At 68.3% G+C, this 23,787-nt stretch carries 27 protein-coding genes and 1 tRNA gene; 10 read left to right on the top strand and 18 right to left on the bottom strand.

From position 1 onward, the window contains the following. Window positions 1-9: 9 nt before the first annotated feature. From thrC to argS, 4 genes are read right to left on the bottom strand one after another with little or no spacing between them, the layout of a single operon-like run. On the bottom strand, window positions 10-1,098 hold the full coding sequence (thrC, locus tag EV193_RS27575; protein ID WP_130347856.1) for a threonine synthase: 1,089 nt from the start codon (window positions 1,096-1,098) through the stop codon (window positions 10-12). Continuing rightward, complete coding sequence (locus tag EV193_RS27570) at window positions 1,095-2,384, bottom strand: homoserine dehydrogenase (protein ID WP_130347855.1); 1,290 nt, start codon at window positions 2,382-2,384, stop codon at window positions 1,095-1,097. Before EV193_RS27570 ends, thrC begins: the two co-directional genes overlap by 4 nt. Beyond that, window positions 2,381-3,820 (bottom strand): diaminopimelate decarboxylase, encoded by a 1,440-nt coding sequence (gene lysA / locus EV193_RS27565; RefSeq protein WP_130347854.1) that lies wholly within the window; start codon window positions 3,818-3,820, stop codon window positions 2,381-2,383. The genes EV193_RS27570 and lysA overlap by 4 nt, the downstream gene beginning before the upstream one ends. A gap of 5 nt (window positions 3,821-3,825) precedes the next feature. Then, window positions 3,826-5,496, bottom strand: coding sequence for an arginine--tRNA ligase (gene argS / locus EV193_RS27560; RefSeq protein ID WP_130347853.1), 1,671 nt, complete (start codon window positions 5,494-5,496; stop codon window positions 3,826-3,828). A 142-nt stretch (window positions 5,497-5,638) separates the two neighbouring features. Here argS and EV193_RS27555 point away from each other — a divergent pair, with 142 nt between their 5' ends. Beyond that, window positions 5,639-6,505, top strand: coding sequence for a DUF3105 domain-containing protein (locus EV193_RS27555; RefSeq protein ID WP_130347852.1), 867 nt, complete (start codon window positions 5,639-5,641; stop codon window positions 6,503-6,505). 8 nt (window positions 6,506-6,513) lie between these two features. After that, a complete protein-coding gene (locus EV193_RS27550; RefSeq protein WP_242613712.1) occupies window positions 6,514-7,227 on the top strand; it encodes a DUF305 domain-containing protein in 714 nt (237 codons plus the stop codon). Between the two features lie 14 nt (window positions 7,228-7,241). Here the strand turns inward: EV193_RS27550 and EV193_RS27545 are convergent, their stop codons facing one another. Continuing rightward, window positions 7,242-8,159 (bottom strand): cation diffusion facilitator family transporter, encoded by a 918-nt coding sequence (locus tag EV193_RS27545; protein WP_130347851.1) that lies wholly within the window; start codon window positions 8,157-8,159, stop codon window positions 7,242-7,244. A 123-nt stretch (window positions 8,160-8,282) separates the two neighbouring features. On the opposite strand from EV193_RS27545, the gene EV193_RS27540 reads away from it, so the two are divergent. Continuing rightward, window positions 8,283-8,358, top strand: a tRNA-Arg gene (locus EV193_RS27540). 428 nt (window positions 8,359-8,786) lie between these two features. Here the strand turns inward: EV193_RS27540 and EV193_RS27535 are convergent. Further along, a complete protein-coding gene (locus EV193_RS27535; protein ID WP_130347850.1) occupies window positions 8,787-9,320 on the bottom strand; it encodes a hypothetical protein in 534 nt (177 codons plus the stop codon). A 386-nt stretch (window positions 9,321-9,706) separates the two neighbouring features. Here EV193_RS27535 and EV193_RS27530 point away from each other — a divergent pair, with 386 nt between their 5' ends. Beyond that, on the top strand, window positions 9,707-10,438 hold the full coding sequence (locus tag EV193_RS27530; protein WP_130347849.1) for a hypothetical protein: 732 nt from the start codon (window positions 9,707-9,709) through the stop codon (window positions 10,436-10,438). After that, window positions 10,435-10,830: an amidase domain-containing protein gene (locus tag EV193_RS34820; RefSeq protein ID WP_165401528.1), complete on the top strand. Its 396-nt coding sequence runs from the start codon at window positions 10,435-10,437 to the stop codon at window positions 10,828-10,830. Before EV193_RS27530 ends, EV193_RS34820 begins: the two co-directional genes overlap by 4 nt. 443 nt (window positions 10,831-11,273) lie before the next feature. Here the strand turns inward: EV193_RS34820 and EV193_RS27515 are convergent, their stop codons facing one another. Beyond that, on the bottom strand, window positions 11,274-11,543 hold the full coding sequence (locus EV193_RS27515) for an antibiotic biosynthesis monooxygenase (protein WP_130347848.1): 270 nt from the start codon (window positions 11,541-11,543) through the stop codon (window positions 11,274-11,276). 88 nt (window positions 11,544-11,631) lie between these two features. Between EV193_RS27515 and EV193_RS27510 the strand changes: the two genes are divergently transcribed. Next, entirely contained in the window at window positions 11,632-12,204 is a 573-nt protein-coding gene (locus tag EV193_RS27510; protein WP_207222835.1) for a TetR/AcrR family transcriptional regulator, read from the top strand. Window positions 12,205-12,340: 136 nt separating this feature from the next. Beyond that, complete coding sequence (locus EV193_RS34265; protein ID WP_423202229.1) at window positions 12,341-12,469, top strand: DUF6131 family protein; 129 nt, start codon at window positions 12,341-12,343, stop codon at window positions 12,467-12,469. Window positions 12,470-12,473: 4 nt separating this feature from the next. Here EV193_RS34265 and EV193_RS27505 read toward each other — a convergent pair whose 3' ends face one another. The 10 genes from EV193_RS27505 to EV193_RS27465 all read right to left on the bottom strand — a co-directional run bounded on the left by EV193_RS27505 (window position 12,474) and on the right by EV193_RS27465 (window position 20,428). Continuing rightward, window positions 12,474-14,027 carry a succinic semialdehyde dehydrogenase gene (locus EV193_RS27505; protein ID WP_130347846.1) on the bottom strand — a complete coding sequence of 518 codons (1,554 nt, stop codon included), beginning with the start codon at window positions 14,025-14,027 and terminating at the stop codon, window positions 12,474-12,476. A 200-nt stretch (window positions 14,028-14,227) separates the two neighbouring features. Continuing rightward, window positions 14,228-14,830, bottom strand: a complete 603-nt coding sequence (locus EV193_RS27500; RefSeq protein WP_165401527.1) for a TetR-like C-terminal domain-containing protein — start codon at window positions 14,828-14,830, stop codon at window positions 14,228-14,230. A gap of 10 nt (window positions 14,831-14,840) precedes the next feature. Further along, a complete protein-coding gene (locus EV193_RS27495) occupies window positions 14,841-15,734 on the bottom strand; it encodes an SDR family oxidoreductase (RefSeq protein WP_130347844.1) in 894 nt (297 codons plus the stop codon). Between the two features lie 19 nt (window positions 15,735-15,753). Further along, complete coding sequence (locus EV193_RS27490; protein ID WP_130347843.1) at window positions 15,754-16,491, bottom strand: SDR family oxidoreductase; 738 nt, start codon at window positions 16,489-16,491, stop codon at window positions 15,754-15,756. Between the two features lie 182 nt (window positions 16,492-16,673). Continuing rightward, the gene (locus EV193_RS33530; protein WP_165401526.1) at window positions 16,674-16,820 is read right to left on the bottom strand and encodes a hypothetical protein; all 147 of its coding nucleotides are present in this window, start codon (window positions 16,818-16,820) and stop codon (window positions 16,674-16,676) included. Window positions 16,821-16,855: 35 nt separating this feature from the next. After that, window positions 16,856-18,160 carry a hypothetical protein gene (locus EV193_RS27485; RefSeq protein WP_130347842.1) on the bottom strand — a complete coding sequence of 435 codons (1,305 nt, stop codon included), beginning with the start codon at window positions 18,158-18,160 and terminating at the stop codon, window positions 16,856-16,858. Between the two features lie 65 nt (window positions 18,161-18,225). Further along, window positions 18,226-18,858, bottom strand: a complete 633-nt coding sequence (locus EV193_RS27480) for a copper homeostasis protein CutC (protein ID WP_130347841.1) — start codon at window positions 18,856-18,858, stop codon at window positions 18,226-18,228. Further along, complete coding sequence (locus EV193_RS27475; protein ID WP_130347840.1) at window positions 18,855-19,793, bottom strand: asparaginase; 939 nt, start codon at window positions 19,791-19,793, stop codon at window positions 18,855-18,857. The genes EV193_RS27480 and EV193_RS27475 overlap by 4 nt, the downstream gene beginning before the upstream one ends. Beyond that, entirely contained in the window at window positions 19,786-19,926 is a 141-nt protein-coding gene (locus tag EV193_RS27470; protein ID WP_207222834.1) for a hypothetical protein, read from the bottom strand. Before EV193_RS27470 ends, EV193_RS27475 begins: the two co-directional genes overlap by 8 nt. A gap of 1 nt (window position 19,927) precedes the next feature. Then, the gene (locus EV193_RS27465) at window positions 19,928-20,428 is read right to left on the bottom strand and encodes a GNAT family N-acetyltransferase (protein WP_242613710.1); all 501 of its coding nucleotides are present in this window, start codon (window positions 20,426-20,428) and stop codon (window positions 19,928-19,930) included. Window positions 20,429-20,569: 141 nt separating this feature from the next. On the opposite strand from EV193_RS27465, the gene EV193_RS27460 reads away from it, so the two are divergent. Next, window positions 20,570-21,166: a dihydrofolate reductase family protein gene (locus EV193_RS27460; RefSeq protein ID WP_130347838.1), complete on the top strand. Its 597-nt coding sequence runs from the start codon at window positions 20,570-20,572 to the stop codon at window positions 21,164-21,166. Window positions 21,167-21,542: 376 nt separating this feature from the next. Here EV193_RS27460 and EV193_RS27450 read toward each other — a convergent pair whose 3' ends face one another. Next, entirely contained in the window at window positions 21,543-22,238 is a 696-nt protein-coding gene (locus tag EV193_RS27450) for a helix-turn-helix transcriptional regulator (protein WP_130347837.1), read from the bottom strand. Between the two features lie 514 nt (window positions 22,239-22,752). On the opposite strand from EV193_RS27450, the gene EV193_RS27445 reads away from it, so the two are divergent. Next, window positions 22,753-23,178 carry a VOC family protein gene (locus EV193_RS27445; protein ID WP_130347836.1) on the top strand — a complete coding sequence of 142 codons (426 nt, stop codon included), beginning with the start codon at window positions 22,753-22,755 and terminating at the stop codon, window positions 23,176-23,178. Then, window positions 23,171-23,761, top strand: coding sequence for a dihydrofolate reductase family protein (locus tag EV193_RS27440; protein ID WP_130347835.1), 591 nt, complete (start codon window positions 23,171-23,173; stop codon window positions 23,759-23,761). The genes EV193_RS27445 and EV193_RS27440 overlap by 8 nt, the downstream gene beginning before the upstream one ends. Window positions 23,762-23,787: the final 26 nt, after the last annotated feature.

The raw sequence follows: 23,787 nt of genomic DNA, 5'->3' as shown, positions 1-23,787 counted from the left end.
CGCCAACCCTCACGCCAGCTCCAGCGCGGCCGCGACGGCGGAGGCGAGCACCGGCACCGGCTCCACCTCGGCGACATCGCGCAGTGCCGTGTCCGGGTCCTTCAACCCGTGCCCGGTCAGCGTGCACACCACGGTGGAGCCGCGCGGCAGCCGGCCGTCCGCCGAGGTGGCGAGCAGGCCGGCGACGCTGGTGGCCGACGCCGGCTCGACGAACACGCCCTCACGCGCGGCCAGAAGCCGGTACGCCTCCAGGATCTTCTCGTCGGTGATCGCCTCGAACAGGCCCTTCGACTCGTCGCGGGCGGTCACCGCACCGGTCCAGGACGCCGGGCTGCCGACCCGGATCGCGGTGGCGATCGTCTCCGGCTCGGCGACCGGCTCGCCGAGCACCAGCGGTGCGGCGCCGGCGGCCTGGAAGCCGAACATGCGCGGCGCCGTGTCGATCACGCCGTCGCCGAAGTAGGCCGAGTAGCCCTGCCAGTAGGCGGTGATGTTGCCCGCGTTGCCGACCGGGAGACAGTGCACGTCCGGCGCGCGGCCGAGTTCGTCGCAGATCTCCCACGCGGCGCTGCGCTGGCCGATCAGCCGCACCGGGTTGACCGAGTTGACCAGCTCGATCGGGTACTCGGCGGCGGTCTTGGCGGCCAGCTCCAGGCAGTCGTCGAAGTTGCCGTCGATCTGCAGGATGTGGGCGCCGTGCATGACCGCCTGGGACAGCTTGCCCAGCGCGATCTTGCCGCGCGGCACCAGCACGGCGCACTCCAGCCCGGCGCGCGCGGCGTACGCGGCGGCCGACGCGGAGGTGTTGCCGGTGGACGCGCAGATCACGCCTCGGGCGCCCTGCGCGAGCGCGTAGGTCATCGCCACGGTCATGCCGCGGTCCTTGAACGAGCCGGTCGGGTTGGCGCCCTCGACCTTGAGGTGCACCTCGCAGCCGGTCAGCTCGGACAGGTGCGGCGCGGGCACCAGCGGGGTGCCACCCTCGTGCAGGGTGACGGGTTTCGCGTTGTCCGGCAACGGAATCCGGTCCGGGTAGGCGGCGATCACGCCCGGCCAGCCGTGCCGGACGGACTGTGCTGTGGCCACGTCGGGGGTCATGACTGTTCGCCCTCCACCCGCATCACACTCACCACGTCGTGCACCACCGCGAGCTGCCGCACATCGTCCACAGTGGACTGGAGCGCGTGGTCGGGCGCCGCGTGCGTGACGATCACCAGGCTCGCGTCGCCCACCCGCCCCTCCTGGCGCACGGCGGCGATGCTCACGTCGTGCTTGGCGAACACCTCGGCGACCGAGGCGAGCACGCCGGCGCGATCGGCCACGTCCAGGCTGATGTGGTACCGCGTGGACACCTTCCCGATCGGCCGCACGGGCAGCGCCGCGTATGCCGACTCGCGCGGCCCGCGCCCACCGGCGACGCGATTGCGCGCCACCGCGACGAGATCGCCGAGCACGGCGCTCGCGGTCGGCGCTCCCCCGGCGCCCTGGCCGTAGAACATGAGCTGTCCGGCCGCGTCCGCCTGCACGAACACCGCGTTGAACGCGCCGCCGACGCTGGCCAACGGGTGCGACTTGGACAGCATCGCCGGGTGCACCCGCACCGACACGTGCTCCTCGCCGGGCTCGCCGACCCGCTCGCAGATCGCCAGCAGCTTGATCGTGCAGCCGAGCGCGCGGGCGGCGGCGATGTCGGACGGGGTGACCGAGCTGATGCCCTCGCGGTGTACGTCCGAGGCGGTGACCCTGGTGTGGAAGGCGATGGAGGCGAGGATCGCGGCCTTGGACGCCGCGTCGTAGCCGTCCACGTCGGCGGTCGGGTCGGCCTCCGCGTAGCCGAGCCGGGAGGCCTCCTCCAGCGTCTCGGCGTAGCCGGCGCCGGTCGAGTCCATTTCGGACAGGATGTAGTTCGTGGTGCCGTTGACGATGCCCATCACGCGGGTGATCCGGTCACCGGCCAGCGATTCGCGCAGCGGCCGCACCAGCGGGATCGCGCCCGCGACGGCCGCCTCGAAGTACAGGTCCGCACCCGAGGCGTCGGCCGCGGCGTACAGGTCCGCACCGTGCTCGGCGAGCAGCGCCTTGTTCGCGGTGACCACGGACTTGTTGGCGCGCAAGGAATCCAGCAACAGCGTGCGGGCCGGCTCGATACCGCCGATCACCTCGACCACGATGTCCACATCGGACGCGACGAGCCCGGCGGCGTCGGCGGTGAGCAGGTCGGCGCGCACCTCGCGGTGCCGGTCCGGCCTGCGCACCGCGATCCCGGTCAACTCGACCGGCGCACCGATCCGCGCGGCCAGGTCCTCGCCGTGGTGATCGAGCAGCCGCGCGATCTCCGAGCCGACCGTGCCGCAGCCGAGCAGCGCTACCTTGATCGGGTTCACGGCATCTCCAGCCGAAGCAGATCGTCGAGGGTTTCCCTGCGCAGCAACAGTCGCGACTGCCCGTCGCGCACGGCGACCACGGCCGGGCGGAACAGTCCGTTGTACCGGCTGGCCATCGAGTAGCAGTACGCGCCGGTGGCCGCGACGGCGATCAGGTCGCCGGGCGCGAGGTCGCCGGGCAGCCAGCAGTCGCGCACCACCACGTCGCCGGACTCGCAGTGCTTGCCGACCACGCGGCACAGCACCGCGTCGCCGTCGCCCTCCTCGCCCGGCTCGGCGCCGCGCGAGACCAGCCGGCAGTCGTAGACCGCGTCGTAGAGCGCCGTGCGGATGTTGTCGCTCATCCCGCCGTCCACGCTCACGTAGCGCCGGAATGTGTTGTGCCCCAACGAAACGTCCTTGATGGTGCCCACCTCGTAGAGGGTCACCGTGCCCGGTCCGGCGATGGCGCGGCCCGGCTCGACCGCGACCTTCGGCACGTCCAGCCCGTACACCGCGCACTCGCGCGCCACGATCGAGCGCAGCTGCTCGGCGAGCCAGGCGGGCGGCGGCGGATCGTCGGCCGGTGTGTACGCGATGCCGAGGCCGCCACCGAGGTCGATGGTGGCCATCGCGGCGATCTTCTCCACACCGTGCTCGGCGCGCAGCTCCGCGAGCAGCCGGATCACCCGGTGCGCGGCCACCTCGAAGCCGGCCGCGTCGAAGATCTGCGAGCCGATGTGGCTGTGCAGGCCGACCAGCCGCAGCCCGCCGGACTTGAACACCCGCCGCGCCGCCTCGGCCGCGTCGCCGGAGGTCAGCGAGAACCCGAACTTCTGGTCCTCGTGCGCGGTCGCGATGAACTCGTGGGTGTGCGCCTCCACGCCCACGGTCACCCGCACCAGCACGTCCTGGGTGATCCCGCGCTCGACCGCCAAATGGTCCAGCCGGGCGATCTCGTGGAACGAGTCAAGCACGATCGTGCCGACGCCGGCGTCCAGCGCGGCGACCAGCTCCTCGACGGACTTGTTGTTGCCGTGCAACGTGATCCGCTCCGGCGAGAAGTCCGCGTGCAGCGCCACGGCGAGCTCGCCGCCGCTGCACACGTCCAGGCTCAGCCCTTCCTGGGCGACCCACTTGGCGATCTCCACGGACAGGAACGCCTTGGACGCGTAGTGCACCAGCGACGGCTCGCCGAACGCGGCGACGTGTTCGGCGCAGCGAGCGCGGAAGTCCGCCTCGTCCACCACGAACAGCGGCGTGCCGTACTCCTCGGCGAGGTCGCGAACGTCCACTCCGGACAGTTCGAGCGCGCCATCCGTTGCCCTGGAAGCATTTCGCGGCCACACCTCGGGGTGCAGCAGGTCCAGGTCGTCCACAGTGGACGGTCGTTGGCCCGCGGTGTCGTTGTGCTGGACCACATCGGCGTGGCGGGGTCCTGCTGGGTGTGCTCTCATCCGGGTCACATCCGCTCGGGTGCGGAGACGCCGAGCAGCGCGAGCCCGTTGGCCAGCACCTGCCGCGCGGCCGCGCACAGCGCCAGCCTCGCGGTGGTCAGCCCGGTCGCCTGCTCGTCGCCCTGGGGCAGAACTCGGCAGCTGTCGTAGAACTTGTGGTACGCGCTGGCGAGGTCTTCGAGATAGCGCGCGACCCGGTGTGGTTCGCGCAGTTCGGCGGCGGTGGAGATCACCCGTCCCAGCTCGCCGATGGTGCGGATCAGGTCGCCCTCGCGCTCATGGGTGAGCAGGCCGAGGTCGGCCGCCGCCGTCGTGGCCGCGTCGGGCACGGTGAGCCCGAGTTCGGAAGCGTTGCGCAGCAAGGAGGACAGCCGCGCGTGCGCGTACTGCACGTAGAACACCGGATTGTCGTTGGTACGCTTGGTCCACAGCTCGATGTCGATGTCCAGAGTGGACGTGTGCGACGAGCGGACCAGCGCGTAGCGCGCCGCGTCCACCCCGACCGCCTCGACCAGGTCCTCCAGCGTGATCATCGTGCCGGCGCGCTTGCTCATCTTCACCGGAACGCCGCCGCGCAACAGGTTCACCAACTGCCCGATGAGCACCTCGACGACGGCGGGGTCGTGATCGAAGGCCGACGCGATGGCCTTGAGCCGCCCGATGTAGCCGTGGTGGTCCGAGCCGAGCATGTAGATACACGGGTCGAACCCGCGCTCCAGCTTGTCCAGCAGGTAGGCGATGTCGGCGGCGATGTAGGCCGGCACGCCGTCGCTCTTGATGACCACACGGTCCTTGTCGTCGCCGAGGTCGCTGGACTTGAGCCACCACGCGCCGTCGGCCTCGTACAGGTGGCCGTGTTGCTTCAACTCCTCGACCGACGCCTCGACCCGGCCCGACGCGTACATCGACTTCTCCGAGGACCACACGTCGAACTCGGTGCCGAACTCGCTCAGGCTGCGCTTGATCTCCTCCAGCATCAGCGCGACGCCCAGGTCACGGAAGGTCTGGGTGCGCTCGTCGTCCGGCAGCGACAGCGCGCTCGGCTCGCGGCGCAGGATCTCCGCGGCGATGTCGCCGACGTAGGCGCCGGCGTAGCCGTCCTCCGGCGCCGGTTCGCCCTTCGCGGCGGCGATCAGCGACGCGGCGAACTTGTCGATCTGCACGCCGGCGTCGTTGATGTAGTACTCGCGGGTGACCTCGGCGCCGGCCGCGGTCAGCACCCTGCCCAGCGCGTCGCCGCAGGCCGCCCAGCGCGAATGGCCGAGGTGCAGCGGCCCGGTCGGGTTGGCCGACACGAACTCCAGGTTCATCCTCGTGCCGGTGAGCGCGTCGCCCTTGCCGTAGCCGGCGCCCTTGTCCAGCACCTGGCGCACGATCTCGCCCTGGGCGTCCGCGGCGATGCGCAGGTTGATGAAGCCGGGGCCGGCGATCTCGGCGCTGGTGATCGTCACGTCGGCGGCCAGCGCCTCGGCCAGCCAGCCGGCGAGGTCGCGCGGCGGGACGCCGGCCTTCTTCGCCACCTGGAGCGCGACGTTGGTCGCGTAGTCGCCGTGCTCGGGGTTTCGGGGTCGCTCGACGGTCACCGTCGCGGGGAGCACGGCGGTGTCGAGACCGTGCTCGGTGAGCACTGTCTCCGCGGTCGAGCGGACGAGGTCGGCGAGCACTGCGGGAGTCACCCTGAGGAGTCTATGTGCGGGCCGTCAGGCGCTGCGAACCCGTTCCTCGCCCACGATTCGGTGGCCGTTGACCGGGACCAGACACGAGTTCCTTAGACTGGCCGACGCACATCATCCGTGACGAGACGGGGCAGGGCTGAGGATGGCCAGCGGTACGAAGAACAAGAGCGTGCGTGCGGCACGAGCCTCCGTCGTCGCGAACAAGCCGAAGCCCTGGGGCACGATCTTCGCGGTCATCGCGGTGGTGCTGCTCGCCGGCGGCGTGTTCGGATATGCCTACGTGCAGATCTCCGACAGCCAGCAGTTCAAGGTCTCCGAGGACAACAAGGACCCGTCGGAGAACATCGAGGGCGTCGTGCGGACGAAATACGAGGCCGGCAAGCACGTCAAGGGCACCCAGCGAGTCATCTACGACCAGTCGCCTCCGTTCGGCGGCCCGCACGACGAGGCCTGGGCCGACTGCACCGGCGTGGTGTACAAGACGGCGGTCCGCAACGAGAACATGGTGCACTCGCTCGAGCACGGCTCGGTGTGGATCGCCTACAACCCGGACCAGATCAAGGACGCGGCGGTCGACAAGCTCAAGAGCAAGGTCGAGGGCCAGCCGTACATGATCATGTCGCCCTACCCGGGGCTGGACAAGCCGATCGCGCTGTCGTCCTGGGGCCACCAGTTGAAGCTGGACAACCCCGACGACGAGCGGGTCGACCAGTTCATCAAGTCGCTGCGGCAGAACCAGTACCAGAACCCCGAGCCGCGCGGCAGCTGTGACTCCCCCGGCCCGCCGTACTTCGACCCCGCCGCGCCGCCGCCGTTCGACCCGGCGCCTCCGCCGCCCGGCTCGGTGAGCATGGACGGCAAGGGCGCCTTCGACAACCCGGGCCAGAACACCGGCATGGGCACGCCGCAGGTTCCGCCGGGTGGTCAGCAGCCGCCCGCCGGCCAGCCTCCGGCGGGCCAGCCCCCGGCCGGTCAACCGCCAGCGGGTCAGCCCCCGGCGAATAGGTGACGCACGGCGTGGCTTCTGAGGACACCGAGGTCCAGGACGACCAGCTCGCCGACGAGGAGCGGCCCAGCAGGCAGGCCCCGCGTGCGTTGGTGCTGTCGGCCGCCGCGCTGGCCGTGCTCCTGGTCGGCGCCGCGATCGGCATGCTGATCACGTTCGCGACCGTCGACGAGCCGACCAAGCCTACCGAGGGCTCGGTGGACGTCGGGTTCTCGCAGGACATGCAGGTGCACCACCTGCAGGCGGTCACGATGGCGAACATCGCGCGGGAGACGTCCACCGACGAGTCCGTGCGGCGACTGGCGTTCGACATCCAGTCCACCCAGCTCGGGCAGGTCGGCGAGATGGCCGGCTGGCTGACCGTGTGGGGCCAGCCCGAGGCGGTGCACGGGCGGCAGTACATGACGTGGATGTCCGGCGCCGGCGGGCACGCGCACGGTGGTCAGCCGATGCCCGACGGCGGGATGGCCCGCATGCCGGGCATGGCCTCCACCGAGGAGCTGAACAAGCTGCGCGCGCTGCGCGGCCCGGAACTCGACGTGTTCTTCCTGCAGCTGATGTTGCGCCACCATCAGGGCGGGCTCGGCATGGCGCAGTTCGCGGCACAACGGGCGACCGAGCCGTACGTGCGCAACCTCGCGCAGAAGATGGTGGACGGGCAGAAGAAGGAGGTCGAGTTCATGACCACCCTGCTCGCCCAGCGTGGAGCCGCGCCGCTGCCGTGATCACGCGGCCCTGATCACCAGGACATCTCGCGGCAGCGCTCGGCCGACCCGCGCGTCTCGATCTGCAGGGTGGCGTGCTCGATGTTGTACTCGCGCGCCAGCAGGCTCTGCGCGTCGGACAGTACCGTGGTCGGGTTCGCCTTCTCGGTGATCGTGAGGTGTGCGGAGGCCACCTCCATGCCCGAGGTCAGGGTCCACACGTGCAGGTCGTGCACCTCGTCGACCTCGGAGAGCCGCCCGAGCGCGGTGCGCATCTCGTCGATGTCGAGCCGCTCCGGCGCGTGCTGGAAGAGAATGTGGAGTGCGCGGCGAGCCAGCTTCCAGGTGCGCGGGAGCACGAACAGGCCGATCGCCACACCCATGATCGGGTCCGCGTACCGCCAGCCGGTCAGCAGGATCACCGCGCCGCTCACGAGTACGCCGACCGAGCCGATCAGGTCGGCGAGCACCTCGAGGTAGGCGCCGCGGACGTTGATGCTCTCCTCGGCGCCGCCCCGCAGCAGCGCGAAGGACACGAGGTTGGCGAGCAGGCCGGCGGTCGCGACGAGCAGCACCGGCGCGCCCGGCACCGCCGGCGGGTCGGCGAAGCGCCCGACAGCTTCGATCACGACGTAACCCGCCGCGCCGAACAGGAGCACGGCATTGGCCAGCGCGGCGAGGACCTCGGCGCGGTAGAGCCCGTAGGTGCGCCCCGGCGCCTTGTTCGCGCGGCGGGCCATGAGGATCGCGGTGAGCGCGAGGCCCACGCCGACCACGTCGGTCACCATGTGCGCGCCGTCAGAGATCAGGGCGAGCGACGATGTGGTGAACCCGACGACGAGCTCCAGCACCATGAACGTCGCGCCGATCCCGAACGCCGCCCACAGCCGACCGACGTGCTTGCCGCTGGCGCTCTGTCCCGCGCCAACCCCGTGCCCGTGACCGTGCCCCATGTCGACTGTCCCCTTCCGTCACCTCCAACATATAGTCACATGCGCATGAGTACAATCCGACGATGGTCGGATGCGGTGCAGGACACACTGAGAGGTGCTGTAACCTCTACGCATCGAGCGAACGCCCTTGTAGCTCAGTGGATAGAGCACTGCCCTCCGGAGGCAGGTGTCACAGGTTCGAATCCTGTCAAGGGCACCAAGGTCAGAGGCCGTGTCCAGCTAGCCGACCTGGGTAAACGTGACACCGACTGGGTACCGTGACGCCATCGCAACCCGTCGAACCGGCCCAAAGCGGCGCGCTCGCGGCATCATCGACACCTTTCCGAGCGGGTCACTGCGTGTGCGGGGCCACGCCAGCCGCGACCCGGGAGCCGCCGCAAGACGGCATCACCGACACGGTGTTGGCCGACACGCCTAATGCATGGGATGCCGCCGAGGCCATCGAGGCGTGATTTATCAATGAAGTCAACGAGCGACGAAATCCGCACCAAGACGCCGTTAACCATCTCATGGACCGCTACCTTGAGCTAATAGTCGTGGAGCCACGACACGGATTCGATACGAGATTGCGATCGACCCCACCTTGCTTGATCGTCCTGGACCGGCTCGTCGTTCAGGGCATGCGACTTACGGATACATCGCTTCGACCAGCGCCATAATCTGATCTAAGGTTAGAGGCACTTCCGCGACGGGAGAACCGCCGTCCCAGAATTGGTTCGCCGCGCTTCTCGGTTGATCCATCGCTCTTACTGACATGACCACTGCGCCGCGGTTAGTCGAACTCTGCGCATCTCGCTTGTAGAGTTCCGCCAGCAAGAACCGATATCCAGGCTTAATTTCCGGTGCGCTCTGATCAGTGATTACTACCGGCCCACTCCTCGAGTCTCGCTGGCTGCAATTCTTAAACAGGGGCGGCAGGCAGGACATCTCGCCGATCGAAAGCGGCGGCTTATCCATGGTCACGGCAACCACGCCATGATGCCCATCCTCGTCGGCAACTAGAGCCGCCACGTGCAGGGTCTGGCCGTCCTTGCGCGAAATAACGGAGGAACGGACATCCTGTATGCGGGCAGGCGGCAGCGCCCCGATTAGCTGGCTGCGTAGTCTTGTCTCAAGATGTGGATCACGTGAGCCAGTAGCGCTTTCGGCCATCGTGCGCAACGGCGTACTGACAGGTGGCTCCACGGCAGGGCTTGTGCCACACGCTGCCATCGCCAGGATGACGGCCGCCAAGGCGATTGCGCACCAACGTCGCGACATGACGGATGGACCCTCTCATCGACCGACCAGATATCCCCAGAGCAACCTTAGCTCAACAGTCTCAACCAGACCCCATGTTGCCACTATACGCACTGCGTCTACAGGATGTTGGGATCATTCACTCTTATGGCCGATCGACACCCAGCGCGCAACCAGAGTAGACACTGATACGGGGGTTCGCACTGGGGGTTCAACGATGAATCGGACGTGTCAGTCCAGGTCTCGACGGTTATTACCTACTGGGAGAAGGTTTCCGTGAGATCGATTCTTATACGGGGAGCATACTTGTGTTTGCCACATCCTTCTTGGGTGTCGTGCCAGCACACGCAAACGCTTCTAATCCAGAAGAAAGGAATGACGAGAGGGACATTCTTGGTCTATCCGTACGCTACCTCGAGGAACGTGCGGACCGCGCAACCGTCGGCGGACCCGACGCCACGCACATTTCAGTGGCCACCACAAACGAGATGCGCTGGAGGCTCGGCCTAGAATTCACCGAGCTTGATTCACGGACGGCGCGACTTGAAGAGCTTGACGGTGGATACCGCGCCGCCAAGGTCGACGTGACTCCACACGCTGTCAAGGTTCTGCCCGGATCAGCTGAAGTCGATCTGACCGAGTCGACTAAGCTGTTCTACAGTCGTCTCTCCGCACCCGACGCACCGAGTGCGAGCGAGTACAGGCTCAGGCGCAAACTGACATTCGCGAAGGTAGCGGAAGGATGGCGCCTGGCCGACGATAGGGCCGATGTTCCGCGCGGTTCGATCGGACCGTTCACATACGTGTCGCCGAGTACACCGTTGAGGCTGACCACACCAGGCACGGCTACGCCGCCCTTGGGAGCTCCTCTAGCCGTGGCGGGCACATCCGGCGGAAACCACCTCGATAAGAAGGAAATGAGTTCACGGTCATACGACTACGGCGCAATGATCGATTACGCGCGAAGGCGGGCATTAGGGCGCAACCCCGAATATGCCAGCTTCGGGAACGACTGCATGAACTTTGTTCTCAATCATTGAGAGCCGGCGGATGGGAGTTCGTCTACAATACCAACGAGCCCAAGAAGGGTTGGTGGTGGGCCGATATCCATCCTCCCACCTGGCCCGTGTCACATGATTGGTTCTTTTTCGCAACCGAGCATTCGAAGCGGACGTACTTGCTGCAATACTTTGAAGACCTGGGCGGTGCCGATGTCGTACAGGTCGACTGGGAAAACGCTAATGGCTCGGCAACGCCGGATGGGAAGCTCGACCATTCGATGATTGTTACTAGGTACGACGGACCTAAGCTTGACTCAATTTATCTTTCCTATCATACGACCGATCGACTGGACTATAGGCTGTCTGAACTGCTGGCCCAGGTACCGCCAGATCCGGCACGTGCAAATACTACGGGCACCGTACATAGGTAGACGCCAAACGCAAGCAAGGAACGGGCCGTCGCGTTGACTTCAAAGGAGGGAGCGCGACGGCTCGTTGCTATGTTCTCTCGGGCGCCACCCCCGGACCCCGCCCAATGGGCTCACGTCCAGTCGCCGCTCCCGTCACGCGGTCGGCGGTCGAGGTTCGCCACACGCCCCTGGCGGCGACAAACGAGCGGGCCGTCATCGAGACCGCGCTGGTGATTCCGGCGATCGGTTTCCTCGGCCGTCCCCCCGCCAGCGTCAGTTTCGCCCCGATACTGGCACCGTCCCCCACGACGGTGGCCGCGTGTTCGGCCGCGACAGACGAGCGGTGCCAGGCGTCTACACCGCCGGCTGGATCAAACGAGGCCCGACCGGGGTCATCGGCACCAACCGGACCTGCGCCCAGGAAACCGTCTCCCACCTTCTGGCCGACCACCGCTCCGGCGCCCTCACCGCGACTGGAGGAAGTGGATCTGGCGGGGCTTGATCTCCTGCTCCTCGGACTGCGGGCCGATCGCCTCGGCCGCCGCCTGGAACGCCTCCTCGGACTCGAACGACGCGATCGTCACGACGGCTTCGCCGTCGGGAGTGACCCAGACATCGGCACGCTCGAAGCCCGGCTGCGCGCGCCCGGCGGCGATGACCTCGTGACAGCCCTCGACGAACTCCTCGAAGTGCTCGGGAGCCGGGTAGTGGAAGGCGACGAATCCGAACGACATGACAGTGCCCCTCTCGCGTTATACGGTTGCGTACAAGCCGAGACTAGGACAGTTATACGGCAACGTACAACGAGAGGTGGGTCACTCGATGGGCGCGCTGCGCACACCGCGTGAGATGTGGGTCGAAGCAGGTCTGCGAGCACTGGCCGATGGCGGCGTGGACGCCGTGCGCGTCGAAGCCCTGGCCAAGGCGCTCGGCGTCACCAAGGGCGGGTTCTACGGCTACTTCGCCGACCGTGGCGCGCTGCTGACCGAGATGCTGGACACCTGGGAGCGCGAGAGCGTCGACGACGTCTTTGAGCGGATCGAGCAGGAGGGCGGCGACGCGCTGGACAAGGTCCGGCTGGCCGGACAGCTCACCTTCTCCAACGACCGCCTGTTCCCCATCGACCTGGCCGTCCGCGACTGGGCTCGCCGCGACGAGGAGGTCGCCGAGCGACTGCGGCGCGTGGACAACAGTCGCATGCGACTGCTCCGGGACGCGATCAGCACCTTCTGCCCCGACCCGGACGAGGTCGAGGCGCGCAGCCTGCTCGCCTTCTGCATGGCCATCGGCAGCCACTTCCTCGCCGCCGATCACCCCGGCCGCACCCGCGCCCAGGTCATGGCTCGCGCCAGTGGCCTGCTCCTCAACCGTTCACACGACGACCCCGGGCGATGACAGGAAATCCTCCCGCATGAACCGGGCGAAAACGGGCATCCGGACTCGGTCGTCCCGACCCCCGATCGCCGCACCGGTCCCCACGCGGCGCTCCAATCAGGAGGTTTTCGTGATCACTCTCGGAATCATTCTCTTAGTGATCGGGCTCGTCGCCAACGTTTCCATTCTGTGGTCGATCGGAATCGCGCTCGTCGTGATCGGCGCCGTGCTGTTCGTGCTGGGCCGCGCCGGCACGAAGGTGGGCGGCCGAGCCCACTGGTACTGAGCCGTCAGCGGCCGGGGAGCTTCTGCACCGCGCGGATCATCGGCGTCATCGCCTTCTGCCACAACGTCTGCGGCACGCCCATCGGCGGATCCAGGTTGACCAGCCGCGTCGTGGCAACGGTCTGCGACTCGGTGTACTTGAGCAGTCCGTCGGGACCGTGCCGGCGACCGACACCGGAGGCACCCATGCCGCCCATCGGCGCCGCCGTGCTCCCGTACGCCGGGCTGTAGCCCTCGTCGACGTTGACCGTGCCGGTGCGGAGCTTGACCGCGACGGCCTCGCCCTGCGCCGGACTCGCCGCCCACACGCTGGCGTTGAGCCCGTACTCGGAATCGTTGGCCTTCTCCACCGCCTCGTCCACGTCGTCCACCGGGTAGATCGACACCAGCGGGCCGAAGGTCTCCGCGCGCCCGCACTCCATCTCGTCGGTGACCCCGGTGAGCACGGTCGGCTCGTAGAACAGCGGACCGATGTCGGGCCGTGCCTTGCCGCCGGCGATCACGGTGGCACCCTTGGCCGTGGCGTCCGCCACGTGCTCGGTCACGGTCTTGACCTGGTCGGCGGAGATCAGCGAGCCCATGTCGGCGCTGAAGTCGTAGCCGGTGCCCAGCTTCATGGCGCGCACCTGCTCGCCGAACGCGCGGGTGAACTCGTCGGCGACGGCGCGCTCCACGTAGATCCGCTCGATGGAGATGCACAGCTGCCCGGCGTTGGAGAAGCACGCGCGCAGCGCCGCCTTGGCCACCTTGTCGACGTTCACGCCGTTCAGCACGATCATCGGGTTCTTGCCGCCCAACTCGGCGGAGAAGCCGATCAGGCGCCGGCCGGCCTGCCCGGCGAGCACCCGGCCGGTCGCGGTGGAGCCGGTGAACATCAGGTAGTCGCACAGCTCGGCGATCTCGCTGCCGACCACCGAGCCGGGGCCGGGCACCACGGCGAGCACCTCGCGCGGCACGCCGGCCTGGTAGAGCAGCTCGACGTTGGCCAGCGTGCAGTACGGCGTCTGGCTGTCCGGCTTGATCACGACCGCGTTGCCGGCCACCAGCGCGGGGATCGAGTCCGAAATGGACAGTGCCATGGGATAGTTCCACGGCGCGATCACGCCGACCACACCCTTGGGCTGACGGTGCACGACGGTCTTGGTCAGCCCGGGCAGCAGACCGTGAACACGTTGCGGCGCAAGGAGTTTCGGTGCCTGACGCGCGTAGTACCGCGCGTTGAGCATCATGTCGACGATCTCTTCCTGGGCAGCCGAACGGGCCTTGCCGGTCTCGGCCTGCAGCACGTCCATCAGCGACTGCCGGTTGGCGATGACCAGGTCGCGGAACCGCTCCATGATCGCGGCGCGTTCCTTGATCGGCCGCGCCGCCCACTCCGCCTGCGCCGCCCTGGCGGTGGCGAAGGCCGCCCGCACGTCCTCGGCCGTGCCGACCGGGACGGTGGCCAGTTCCTTGCCGCTGAAGACCTCGTGCACCGGCCTTGACGGCCGCGCGTCGACGTCGTCGATGGCCACCAGCGCGCGCAGCCGGTTGAACGTCTCGAGGGACGGAGCGGACATGGGACACACACCTCGCGATTCGGTTCAGCGCGAACGACTTGTTACTCGACAGTAACCGGTATGTCCAGAGCCCGCACCGCTGGACACCGCACGATTCCTGTGGGGCTCGATGAACGGCGTGACCATGCCGCGGTTCACCTCCAGCCCGGTGAGCAGACCACGGCTGGGGCGATGCCGACCGGCAGGTGCGCTGACCCGCGCTACGAACGCCCGCTGATGCCGTCGAGCAGGTTGTGCACCAGGGCGAGCACGAACTCGTCGGTGACCGGCTCGTCCGGAATCAGCAGCCGGTGGTAGACCGCGCCCCACAGTTGGTCCACGACGACCTGCACGTCCACCTCGGCGCGGATCTGCCCGGCTCGCTGTGCCGCCTGCAGTCGCTCGCCGGCCAGCCGGCGCCGCTCGGCCGAGTACAGCGTCCGGTAGGCGGTGGCGAGGTCCGGGTCGGTCTGGGACTGGCCGATCAGCTCGGCCAACACCTTGCCGCCAGAGGTTTCCGTCATCACGCGGGCGAACGCGCGCAGTTGGGCGATCAGGTCGGCGCGGATGTCGCCGGTCTCGGGGAACGCGAGCGTCGGCTCCACGGCGTGGAAGTAGCCGTCCAGAGCGAGCGCGCCCTTGGACGGCCACCACTTGTACAGCGTCGTCTTGCTGACCCCGGACAGCCGCGCCACCCGCTCGAAGGTCAGGTCCGCGCTCCCCTCGGCGAGCAGCACCTCCCCGACCGTGCGCAGGACGTCCGCCCGGACCTCGTCGGCCGGCCGACGGCCGCGCCCCCTGCGGACGGCCGGCTGGTTCGTCATCGGCATGAGTCTAGGGACGCCGGGCGGCGAGCAGGTCGGCCAGTTCGACGCGAGTGAGGAACTCGCGGCGCACGCGGTCGGCCACCGCCGAGACGACCTCGGACCCGTCGTCGGCCGGGTCGATGTGCACCCGGAACGGCCGTTCACCAGAGGGCAGCGCGACGATCCTGGCGATCTCGTCGGACACCAGCGAGGCGTCCGCGTCCGGTGGTGCGAGTGCCGCGAGCTTCGTCGCGACCTGGTCCATCAGGCCGGCGTACCTGGTGTCGTACTCGGCCTCCACGGCGGCGTCGCGCGGACGGCCGGCGTGCGCGAAATGGTTGGTACCATTGGTAAACGAGCCCGGCACGACGATCGAGGTCTCGACTCCCCAGCGCGCCAGCTCGCCGGCGTAGGACACCGCGAGCGAGTCCATACCGGCCTTCGCGGCGAAGTACGGGGCGAGGTAGGGCGGAGTGCCGCCCTTCACGCTGGAGCTGGACACCCAGATCACCAGGCCCTCACCGCGGCGACGCATGCCGGGCAGCACCGCGCGGTTGACCCGCTGGGTGGACAGCACGTTCACGTCGTACAGCTCGGCGAGTTGCTCCGGGGTGAACGCCTCGGCCGGTCCGACGACCATGTGGCCAGCGTTGTGGATCAGCACGTCGACGCGGCCGTGCTCGGCCTCGATCGCCGTGACGGCGGCGGCGACGGACTCGGTCGAGTTCACGTCCAGCTCGATCGCGCGAAGGTCGACGCCGTGCTGGCTCGCGTAGTCGGCGGCATCCTGGACGCGAGGAGCGTTGCGGCCGGCGGTCTCCCGCATGCCCGCGTGGACGGTGTCGCCCGCGCCGGCGAGTGCGCGCGCGGTGAGTGCGCCGAAGCCGCTGGACGCTCCGGTGATGACGATGACGTTGCTCATGACGATTCTCCTTGCCAGATCAGGCGATTCCGCCATTGGTGAACAGCACCTGCCCGTTCACCCAGCGGGCCGGACCGGCGAGATACGAGACAGCTTCGGCGATGTCCTCGGGCCGGCCGATGCGCTCGAGCGGGGCGGCCTTGGCGAGGTTGGCGATCGTGGCCTCGTCCTTGCCGTCCAGGAACAACGGCGTCGCGGTCGGACCGGGCGCGACGGCGTTGACGGTGACGTCCCGGCCGCGCAGCTCGCGGGCGAGGATCAGGGTCATGCCCTCCACGGCGGCCTTGCTGGCGACGTAACCGCCGTAGGTCGGCATCTGCAGGCGGGTCACCGACGTCGAGAAGTTGACGACGGCACCGCCGGCACGCACCCGGTTGGCGGCCTCGCGCGCCACGACGAACGTGCCGCGAATGTTGGTGCGGTGCATACGATCCAGGTCGTCGAGGTCGAACTCGGCGATCGGCTTGAGGATCAGGATCCCTGCGGTGTTCACCACCACGTCGACTCCGCCGAACGCGGTCTCCACCGCCTCGAACGCCGCGCGCATGTCGTTCTCGTCGGCCACGTCGCCGCCGACGGCGATGGCCGCGCCACCTGCCGCGTCGATCGCGGTGACGACCTCCTCCGCCCTGCCCTTGTTGCCCGCGTAGTGCACGGCGACCGCCATGCCGTCGGCGGCCAGCCGCTCGGACACGGCTCGGCCGATGCCTCCCGAGCCACCGAGGACGAGTGCGACGCGATCCGGTGTGGTGCTCATGGTGTCTCCCCTTCGGCCGTAATGAACTCGACGTCCATATAATCACATAATGGACGAACCGTCCACATCTAGCTCTGATCGCGAGTCCCGCGCCCCGCACCGGTGAGTCCCGCGCCCCGCACGGTGCACAGCGCGGGACTCGGGGTGTCTGAGCGCGGGACTCGCGGCTCGCGGGGAGGCGGCTACCGCGCGTCGAGGTAGGCGCGGGCCTGGATGCGGAACAGGGTGGCGTAGTGGCCGTTCGCGGCGATCAGGTCCCGGTGGGTGCCCTCCTCGAGGATGCGGCCGTGGTGCAGGACGACGATGTGACTCCGCAAAGGCCGTGGCACAAGCAGTTCGCCACCGCGGGGTGTGCGGATTGGTGCTACTTCCGCTGCAAGATTGCCGTCGTCGGCCCCGGCGCGCCACGCAGCACGTCATAGTCGATCTGATCGCGATCGATGGTCAGATTGATGTCGACCTCGTCGACGCACTGGTGCAGCGGTTCCTGGGTGATCTTCTCGCGCACCTGGAGTCGATCTCTGGCCAGTTCGTCGTTGGTGGAGGCGACCAGATAGAGATCGCCTCGGCATTCCAGGCCCGGGTAGTAGCTCGAACCGATCGGCGTTCCCTCCGCCGTCCCGGCCCTGATCGTCAGCTCCGCGGAGTACTTGGTGTCCGCCGACGGCTGATTCACCAGTCCGAGCGATTTCCAGTCGCCGACGAATTGCGCGGGCACGTCGTTCACGCCGCACGGTTCGGTGTCGCGCACCGAGTCGACGTTCCGGTTGCGGTGCGGCCCTTCCGGTCCGGTCGCGTGCGCCCCTTGCCCGACGTTGCCCCAGCCGCCGCCGTAGTCGCGCCACGGCTGGTCGTCGACCATGCGTAGGTTTTCCCAAGTGCGCCAAGGCTTCCCGGCGCTGGTCCGGTCGATGCCAACCCGGTGGATTCCCTCGTCCGGGTAGGACGCGTGGGTTCCCTTGGCCGAGTAGACGACGGGGTGATCGCCTTCCTTGGGAGCCTGCGACCAGGTCGTGCGGCATTTGCCGCCGTGCCCGAAGTACACGACGTCGGTCGGGTTGTTGTCCCCGTCCAGCAGCACGGCCACGCGCTCCCAGTCGCCTTCGTGGTCGAAGAACTGGCCGACCGCGCCGACCGGCTGTTGGTTGTAGGCGTAGAGGAACCAGTACATGACGTAGGACCGGTCCTTGAACTGGACGTAGGCCGGCGCGGCCGGGCCGGTCCCGCCGCGCGCGTTCTCGGCGATGTCGAGGTAGAAGCCGACGGCGTCGCGGTCCTTGGGGCGCGACGGCGTGTTGGACCGCCAGGTCTTCTTCTCGCCCGAGCACTTGTCGGCTGGCTCGACCCCGACGTATCCGGCGCTCAACCGTGCGGCGTCGACCGAGTCGGCGACCACCGGGTCCGGACAGTCCGCGCCGGGCGAGAACATGAGGACCGAGTTGCCGATGAACTGCTCGGCCGTCGTCGGCTCGAATCGTTCCCCGGAGGCCAGGTGGACCAGCGGGCCGAACCGGTCGACCACCTGCCGCACGGGATCAACGACCGGCGTCTCGACGACGGGTGTGCCCGCTGTCGAGGTCGACGGGCTCGGAGTGTCCTCAGCGCTGCACGCACCCACGGACACGAGCAGCAGTGCCACGGCCGCGACCCGTGCGCCATTCTCGATCACGACTCAATCTCGCAGCCGGCCAGCACCCCCGCAACACGGTGTTAGCGAGTGGTTAGCGAGGTCGTTCACGGTGTGCGCATCACGGCGGCGATCCGGTCCGCCGAAGTGATCTTGCGGGAGTACTCCGGCTGCCGCAGTTCGCCGCCCATGTACACGTGCGGATTCCGGTGCGTGGCAGGGCTTTCCGCCGACACGAACGCGGCGAAGTGCAACTCGGTCACGCCCGTCTCGGCGACGATCCGGGCCGCGTTGCGTTCGGTGATCCCGCCGCCCGGCAGCACCACGATCCGGTCGCCGGCCCGCTTGACCAGTTCGGCGATCAGCGGCGCGCCCTCCAGCACGGACGGCTCCTGCCCGGAGGTGAGCACCCGGTGCACACCGAGTTCGACGAGCCGCTCCAGCGGCGTCAGCGCGCCGATCACCACACCGTGCGCGCCGGCCTCGCGCACCGCGGCCACGTCCCGCACCATCGCGTCGACCTCGTACCGGTCGAACACGAAGTCCCCGCCACGCGGGCGGATGATCACGTGCACCCGGATCGAGGACACCGCCGCCATCGTGGTGACCACGGTGCCCAGCGTCGGCGTCGTGCCGCCCTCAAACAGGTTCGCGCACAGCTCCGCCCGGTCGGCGCCGGCGCGCTCGGCGGCCAGCACCCCCTCGACGCTGTCCACGCACACCTCGTACCGGATGCTCACGCCCACTCCTTCTCCACTGCGGTGATCTTGCCGACGGGTTGGCCGCCGCCGAGTACGGTGATCTCGCTCAACTCCTTGGCGGGCGCGGTATCCACGCCCAGCGCGCGCAGTACGGCCAGGGCGATCACGGTGGTCGCCCGGTTCCCGCCGTCGATCACCTTCACCGCGACCGCGTGTCCCTCGGCGGTGGCCAGCGCGATCACGCCTTCGGCCCCGCCCTTGACGATCACGCCGGGCAGCAGCCGCATCAGCTCGGTGTTCACGTGGCCGGTCCCGGCGACGTACTCGGGGAACGCGCGCATCGCGTCCCCGACAGTGGATTCGGCGAGCGACCGGAACGACCGGGCCAGCCCCAGCAGGGAGATCGCGAACACCGGCGCCCCGCAGCCGTCGACGGCGGTGTGGCCGATCGACTCCTCGGCGAGATCGGCCACGGTCTGGTGGATCACTTGCTGCAGCGGATGATCCGCGTCCAGGTAGCTCTCGGTCGGCCACCCCGACGCCACGCACGCGGACAGCATGCCGGCGTGCTTGCCCGAGCAGTTCATCCTGATCCGCGACGTCGACTGTCCACTTCGGACAAGCTCGTGATGCGTGCGCTCGTCCTGCGGCCAGGTCTCCGGGCAACGCAGCGCCGACTCGTCCAGCCCCGCGTCCGCGAGCATGCGGCCGGCCGTCTCGACGTGGTAGTCCTCGCCGGTGTGACTGCCCGCCACGATCGCCACCCGCTCGTCGGCCAGCGGCGCACCGGCGGCAAGACATCCCAGTGCCTGCAACGGTTTCAGCGACGATCGCGGCAGGATCGGCTGCTCGATCGGGCCGGCCGACACCGCCACCGAGCCGTCCGGGTCGAGCCCGACGACGCTGCCGAAGTGCACACTCTCCAGGAACCCGGATCGCCGCACCTCGGCCAGCCGGCGCCATGGGTCAGGCACGCGTTCCTCCCTTGATCGACTGCCGCGCGTCGAGACCGCGCGCCAGTTTGGACAGTGACGCGTTGACCACCAGGTAGATCAACGCGACCACGAGATAGGTCTGGATCAGCAGGTGGTTGTAGTTGGCCAGCACCTCACTCTCGTACGGCCAGCAAACTGTGACCGTTGACGGAGTCGGGCTCCACCCGGCCCGTTTCGCGGAACCCAAGCTTCTCCAGAACCCGCCGCGACGCGACATTCCAGTCCCAGACCGTTGCCCACAACCGCCGGTAGCCCGCCTCGCTCGCCCAGGTGACCACGGCTCGACTCGCCTCAGTCGCGTAGCCGCGACCGTGAGCCGCACGCAGCAACTCGTATACCAACTCGGGCTCGTCAGGCGGCGCGTTCCCGGGAAAGATCAACCCGCAATACCCGATGACGTCGGCCGTGCCCTTCCGCTCCACCGCCAGAATCCCTGGCCCCGAATTCGCACGCTCCGCGCGCACCTCCGCCGCGATGTCCGCCACGGTCGGTCGGCCCTCGGGATCGATTCGCCGCTGCGGCGGCACCCGCGGATCCCGCTCAGTCCACAACTGACGATAGATCGCGGCCTCGCCCACCCTGCGATACCGAAGGATGAGGCGATCGGTCTCCACAGTGTCCAGAACGGGCGCGGGCGACATGCTGGCATCGTCTCAGTGGCACGAAAACGCATGCCGTACCAACAGCGATGAGTTTTGTCGGGGTTTCCGGTCTGTATCCGCACACCGGATCGATCGAAATTCGAGGAGCGCATCATGACCGCCACCTACACCTTCGACATCTTCTCCAGCCTCGACGGCTTCGGCTCCGTCGGCGGCGGCGACTGGGGCGGCTACTGGGGCAAGCAAGGCCCCGAGTTGCTCGACCACCGGCTCGCCCTGTTCGCCGAGGAGCAGCGGATGGTCTTGGGGGCCAACACTTTTCGGCAATTCGTACAGATGCTGGCCTCGAGCACCGAGGAGTCCGAGGTGCGTGACCCCTGGGTCACCCGGATGACGAATCAGCCGATCACGGTGGTGTCGAGCACGCTGGAAGAACCCCTCGAATGGCCGAACGCGACCGTCGTGAGCGGCGACGCGGTCGACATCGTCGCCCGGCTCAAGGAGGAGTCCGACGTGCCGCTGCGCTCGCACGGCAGCCTGTCGTTGAACCGGGCGCTGATGGCCGCCGGTCTGGTCGACCGTGTCCAGGTGACGCTCTTCCCGGTGATCACCGGTGAGAACGGAGTGGACCCGATCTTCAAGGACGCGGCCGACTTCGACCTCGAGCTGATCGAGACCCGGACGCTCGACCGCGACATCCAGGAACTCGTCTACCGGCCCACCCTGCACGTGCACGACGTCCCGGCCTGATCACCTGATCAACTCGGCGATGCCGCGTGCCGCGAGGTACTCGGCATCGCCCGCCCGGCCCGGCGGCGCGATCGCCGTCCGCTGATCCAGATTCGCCAGACGCGCTCAAAACTCCCGTACGGCTAGCTTGTAGTGCCCATGAGCGTTGTTGACGGAGTGGCGGCTTGAATGTGGGGAGACCTCCGGGCGAGGTGTGAGTTGTCGACGCTCGCAGCAACTCGAAGGCCAACTCAGGCTCGCCAGGCGCCGCGTTCCCAGGAAAGATCAACCCGCAATACCCGATGACGTCGGCCGTGCCCTTCCGCTCCACCGCCAGAACCCCGACCCCGACCCCGAAGGATCAGGCGATCGGTCTCCACGGTGTCCAGAACGGGCACTACTCGTCCGGAATTGCCGGCGGAGCTGTGAGTCGCAGGGCGCGCTGATCGAAGAACAGGCGGGCGACGAGGTCGCCGCGGGCGCCGGTGCCAGTCTTGGAGAAGATCGACTTCAGATGGTCCTGGACGGTGTAGGTCGACATCCGAAGCTGGTTGGCGATCTGTCTGGTCGGCAGGCCTTGTGCGACACATTCGGTGACCCGTCGCTCCTGCGGGGTGAGGCCGTAGACGTCGGCCAGCAGTGGCGCCATCTCCGCCGGGCGAGCTGCTTCGAGCAGGACCGCGACCGGCGCCGTCGTGCCCTCGCCCAGTAGCGATGCCCGGACTATCACCCAACGCCCTGCCTTGGTGCGCACGCGCGCTCTGGCTGGTCTGGTGCTCGCTTCGCCCACGTGCCCCTCCTCCCGGCCGCCGATGGCACGGGCCTGCCTGGCGACCGCACGGATCACCAGTGGGAGCGTTGTGCCCGCTCGTGTGCCGATGCCGAGTTCCTCGATCCATTTCTCGGCCACCTGATTGGCGAGGTCGACGCCGTCATCGGGATCCAGGACGAGCATTCCGGTGTCGTGCCGGTCGGCGCGGGCGTCGTCCAGTAGCAGCGACCGGCGCAGTCCGTCCGAGATCAAACCGGTCAGCGATGTGACAAGCCGTACCTCGGAGGGCGAGAAGTACGGGCGGTCCTTCTCGCGGAACACGGTGAGCGCGCCCCACGTGCCGGTGCTGCTGGACAGGACGACTCGGAGTTCGTCGGAGAAACCCCCGGGGCGCCGGACCTCCCGGTGACGCCGGCTGAGGTCGAGCTCGCCCGCTGTGACGTCGCTGAGGCTCGCCGCGGCTCTGCCCGCGCGCCATGTCGACCCACTTGGTGTAGTCGGGTTGGCGCAACTCGATCTCGACGAGCCGGCTGATCGCGTCCGCGGGCATCCCGTTCTCGACGAACTCCGCGGTCGGCAGCATGGTGGACGGGTCCATCGTCATCAGGCAGGAGCCCTCTGACGGCACCGCGCCATCCAGCGCATCGCTCACTGCACGCCAGTAGTCCTCCGCGCCAAGCCCGCGGTGGACCAGCCGCGAGATGGTGTCGCGGAGCCGGTCGTGCACTGGCTGGGCGGTGACCATGCCTCAACCTAGCCGAACCCCCAGAAATGTGGGGATAGCCGCGAAGACCCAGGTCGCAGCATGATCGACGCACGCAATGGAGGTACTGGAATGAGAACGTTGCACGTCGGATTGCGGGTGACCGATCTCGCGCGGTCGTTGGCGTTCTACACGGCTGTCGGCTACGAGCTCGTCGGTAGCGTGCCCGAGACGCCGATCGGGCATCTGACCATGCTCAAGCTCCCCGACGACGAGTTCGTCACCGTCGAGCTGGTTCACGACGGCAAGCCGGTCGACCGTGGCACCGACGTCAGTCACTTCGTCGTGCAGGTCGAGTCGATGGCCGACACGCTCGGCGTGCTGGCCGACCACGGGATCGAGCCGGTCGCCCCAGGGCAGGAAAGCGATGACGGCCCGAAGACGGCGTTCATCGCCGACCCGGACGGTCGCCGGATCGAACTCGTCCAGTGGCCCGCGGGCCACACCGACGGCATCACCGCCGCCGACTGGCCAGAGGAAGGGGAAGAAAATGGGTAGGACGCCACTCCGGCTTTACATGTCCATGTCGCTCGACGGGTACATCGCCGGGCCGGACGACCGGCCGGGCCAGGAGCTCGGCCGCGACGGAGGGCGGCTGTTCAACTGGCTCGACGACCGGATGTCCGAGGGGATCAACGGGCAGGTGTACGCCGAGGCCATGGCGACCGGCGCCGTGATATCCGGACGCCGCACGTTCGAGCTGGCCGGTCGATGGCAGGGCGACCACCACGACGGAGTGCCGATCCACGTGCTCACCCACGACATCGACCCGGCCGACGAGCCACCGGGCAGCGCGAAGTTCTACACCGACGTCAACGCGTGCGCCAACGAGGCCCGGGAAGCGGCGGGAGATCGAGCCGTACTGGTCCACGGCGCGAGTGCGGCGCGGGCGTTGCTGGCAGCCGGCCAGCTCGACGAACTCGAACTGCACCTCGTCCCAGTACTGCTGGGTGACGGACGGCGGCTGTTCGAGCCGACCGGACGCGAGCACATCGAACTGGAGCTCGTCCGCCGGCTCGAAGGCCGCGACGCGACACATCTGCGTTACCGCGTAGTCCATCGAGAAGCGAAACAGCCATGACTACGGTGCACGGCATCCTGTCTACC

The sequence above is a fragment of the Herbihabitans rhizosphaerae genome, from assembly GCF_004216555.1.
Classification (GTDB): Bacteria; Actinomycetota; Actinomycetes; order Mycobacteriales; family Pseudonocardiaceae; genus Herbihabitans; species Herbihabitans rhizosphaerae.
This window is presented reverse-complemented; position numbering and strand designations above follow the sequence as displayed.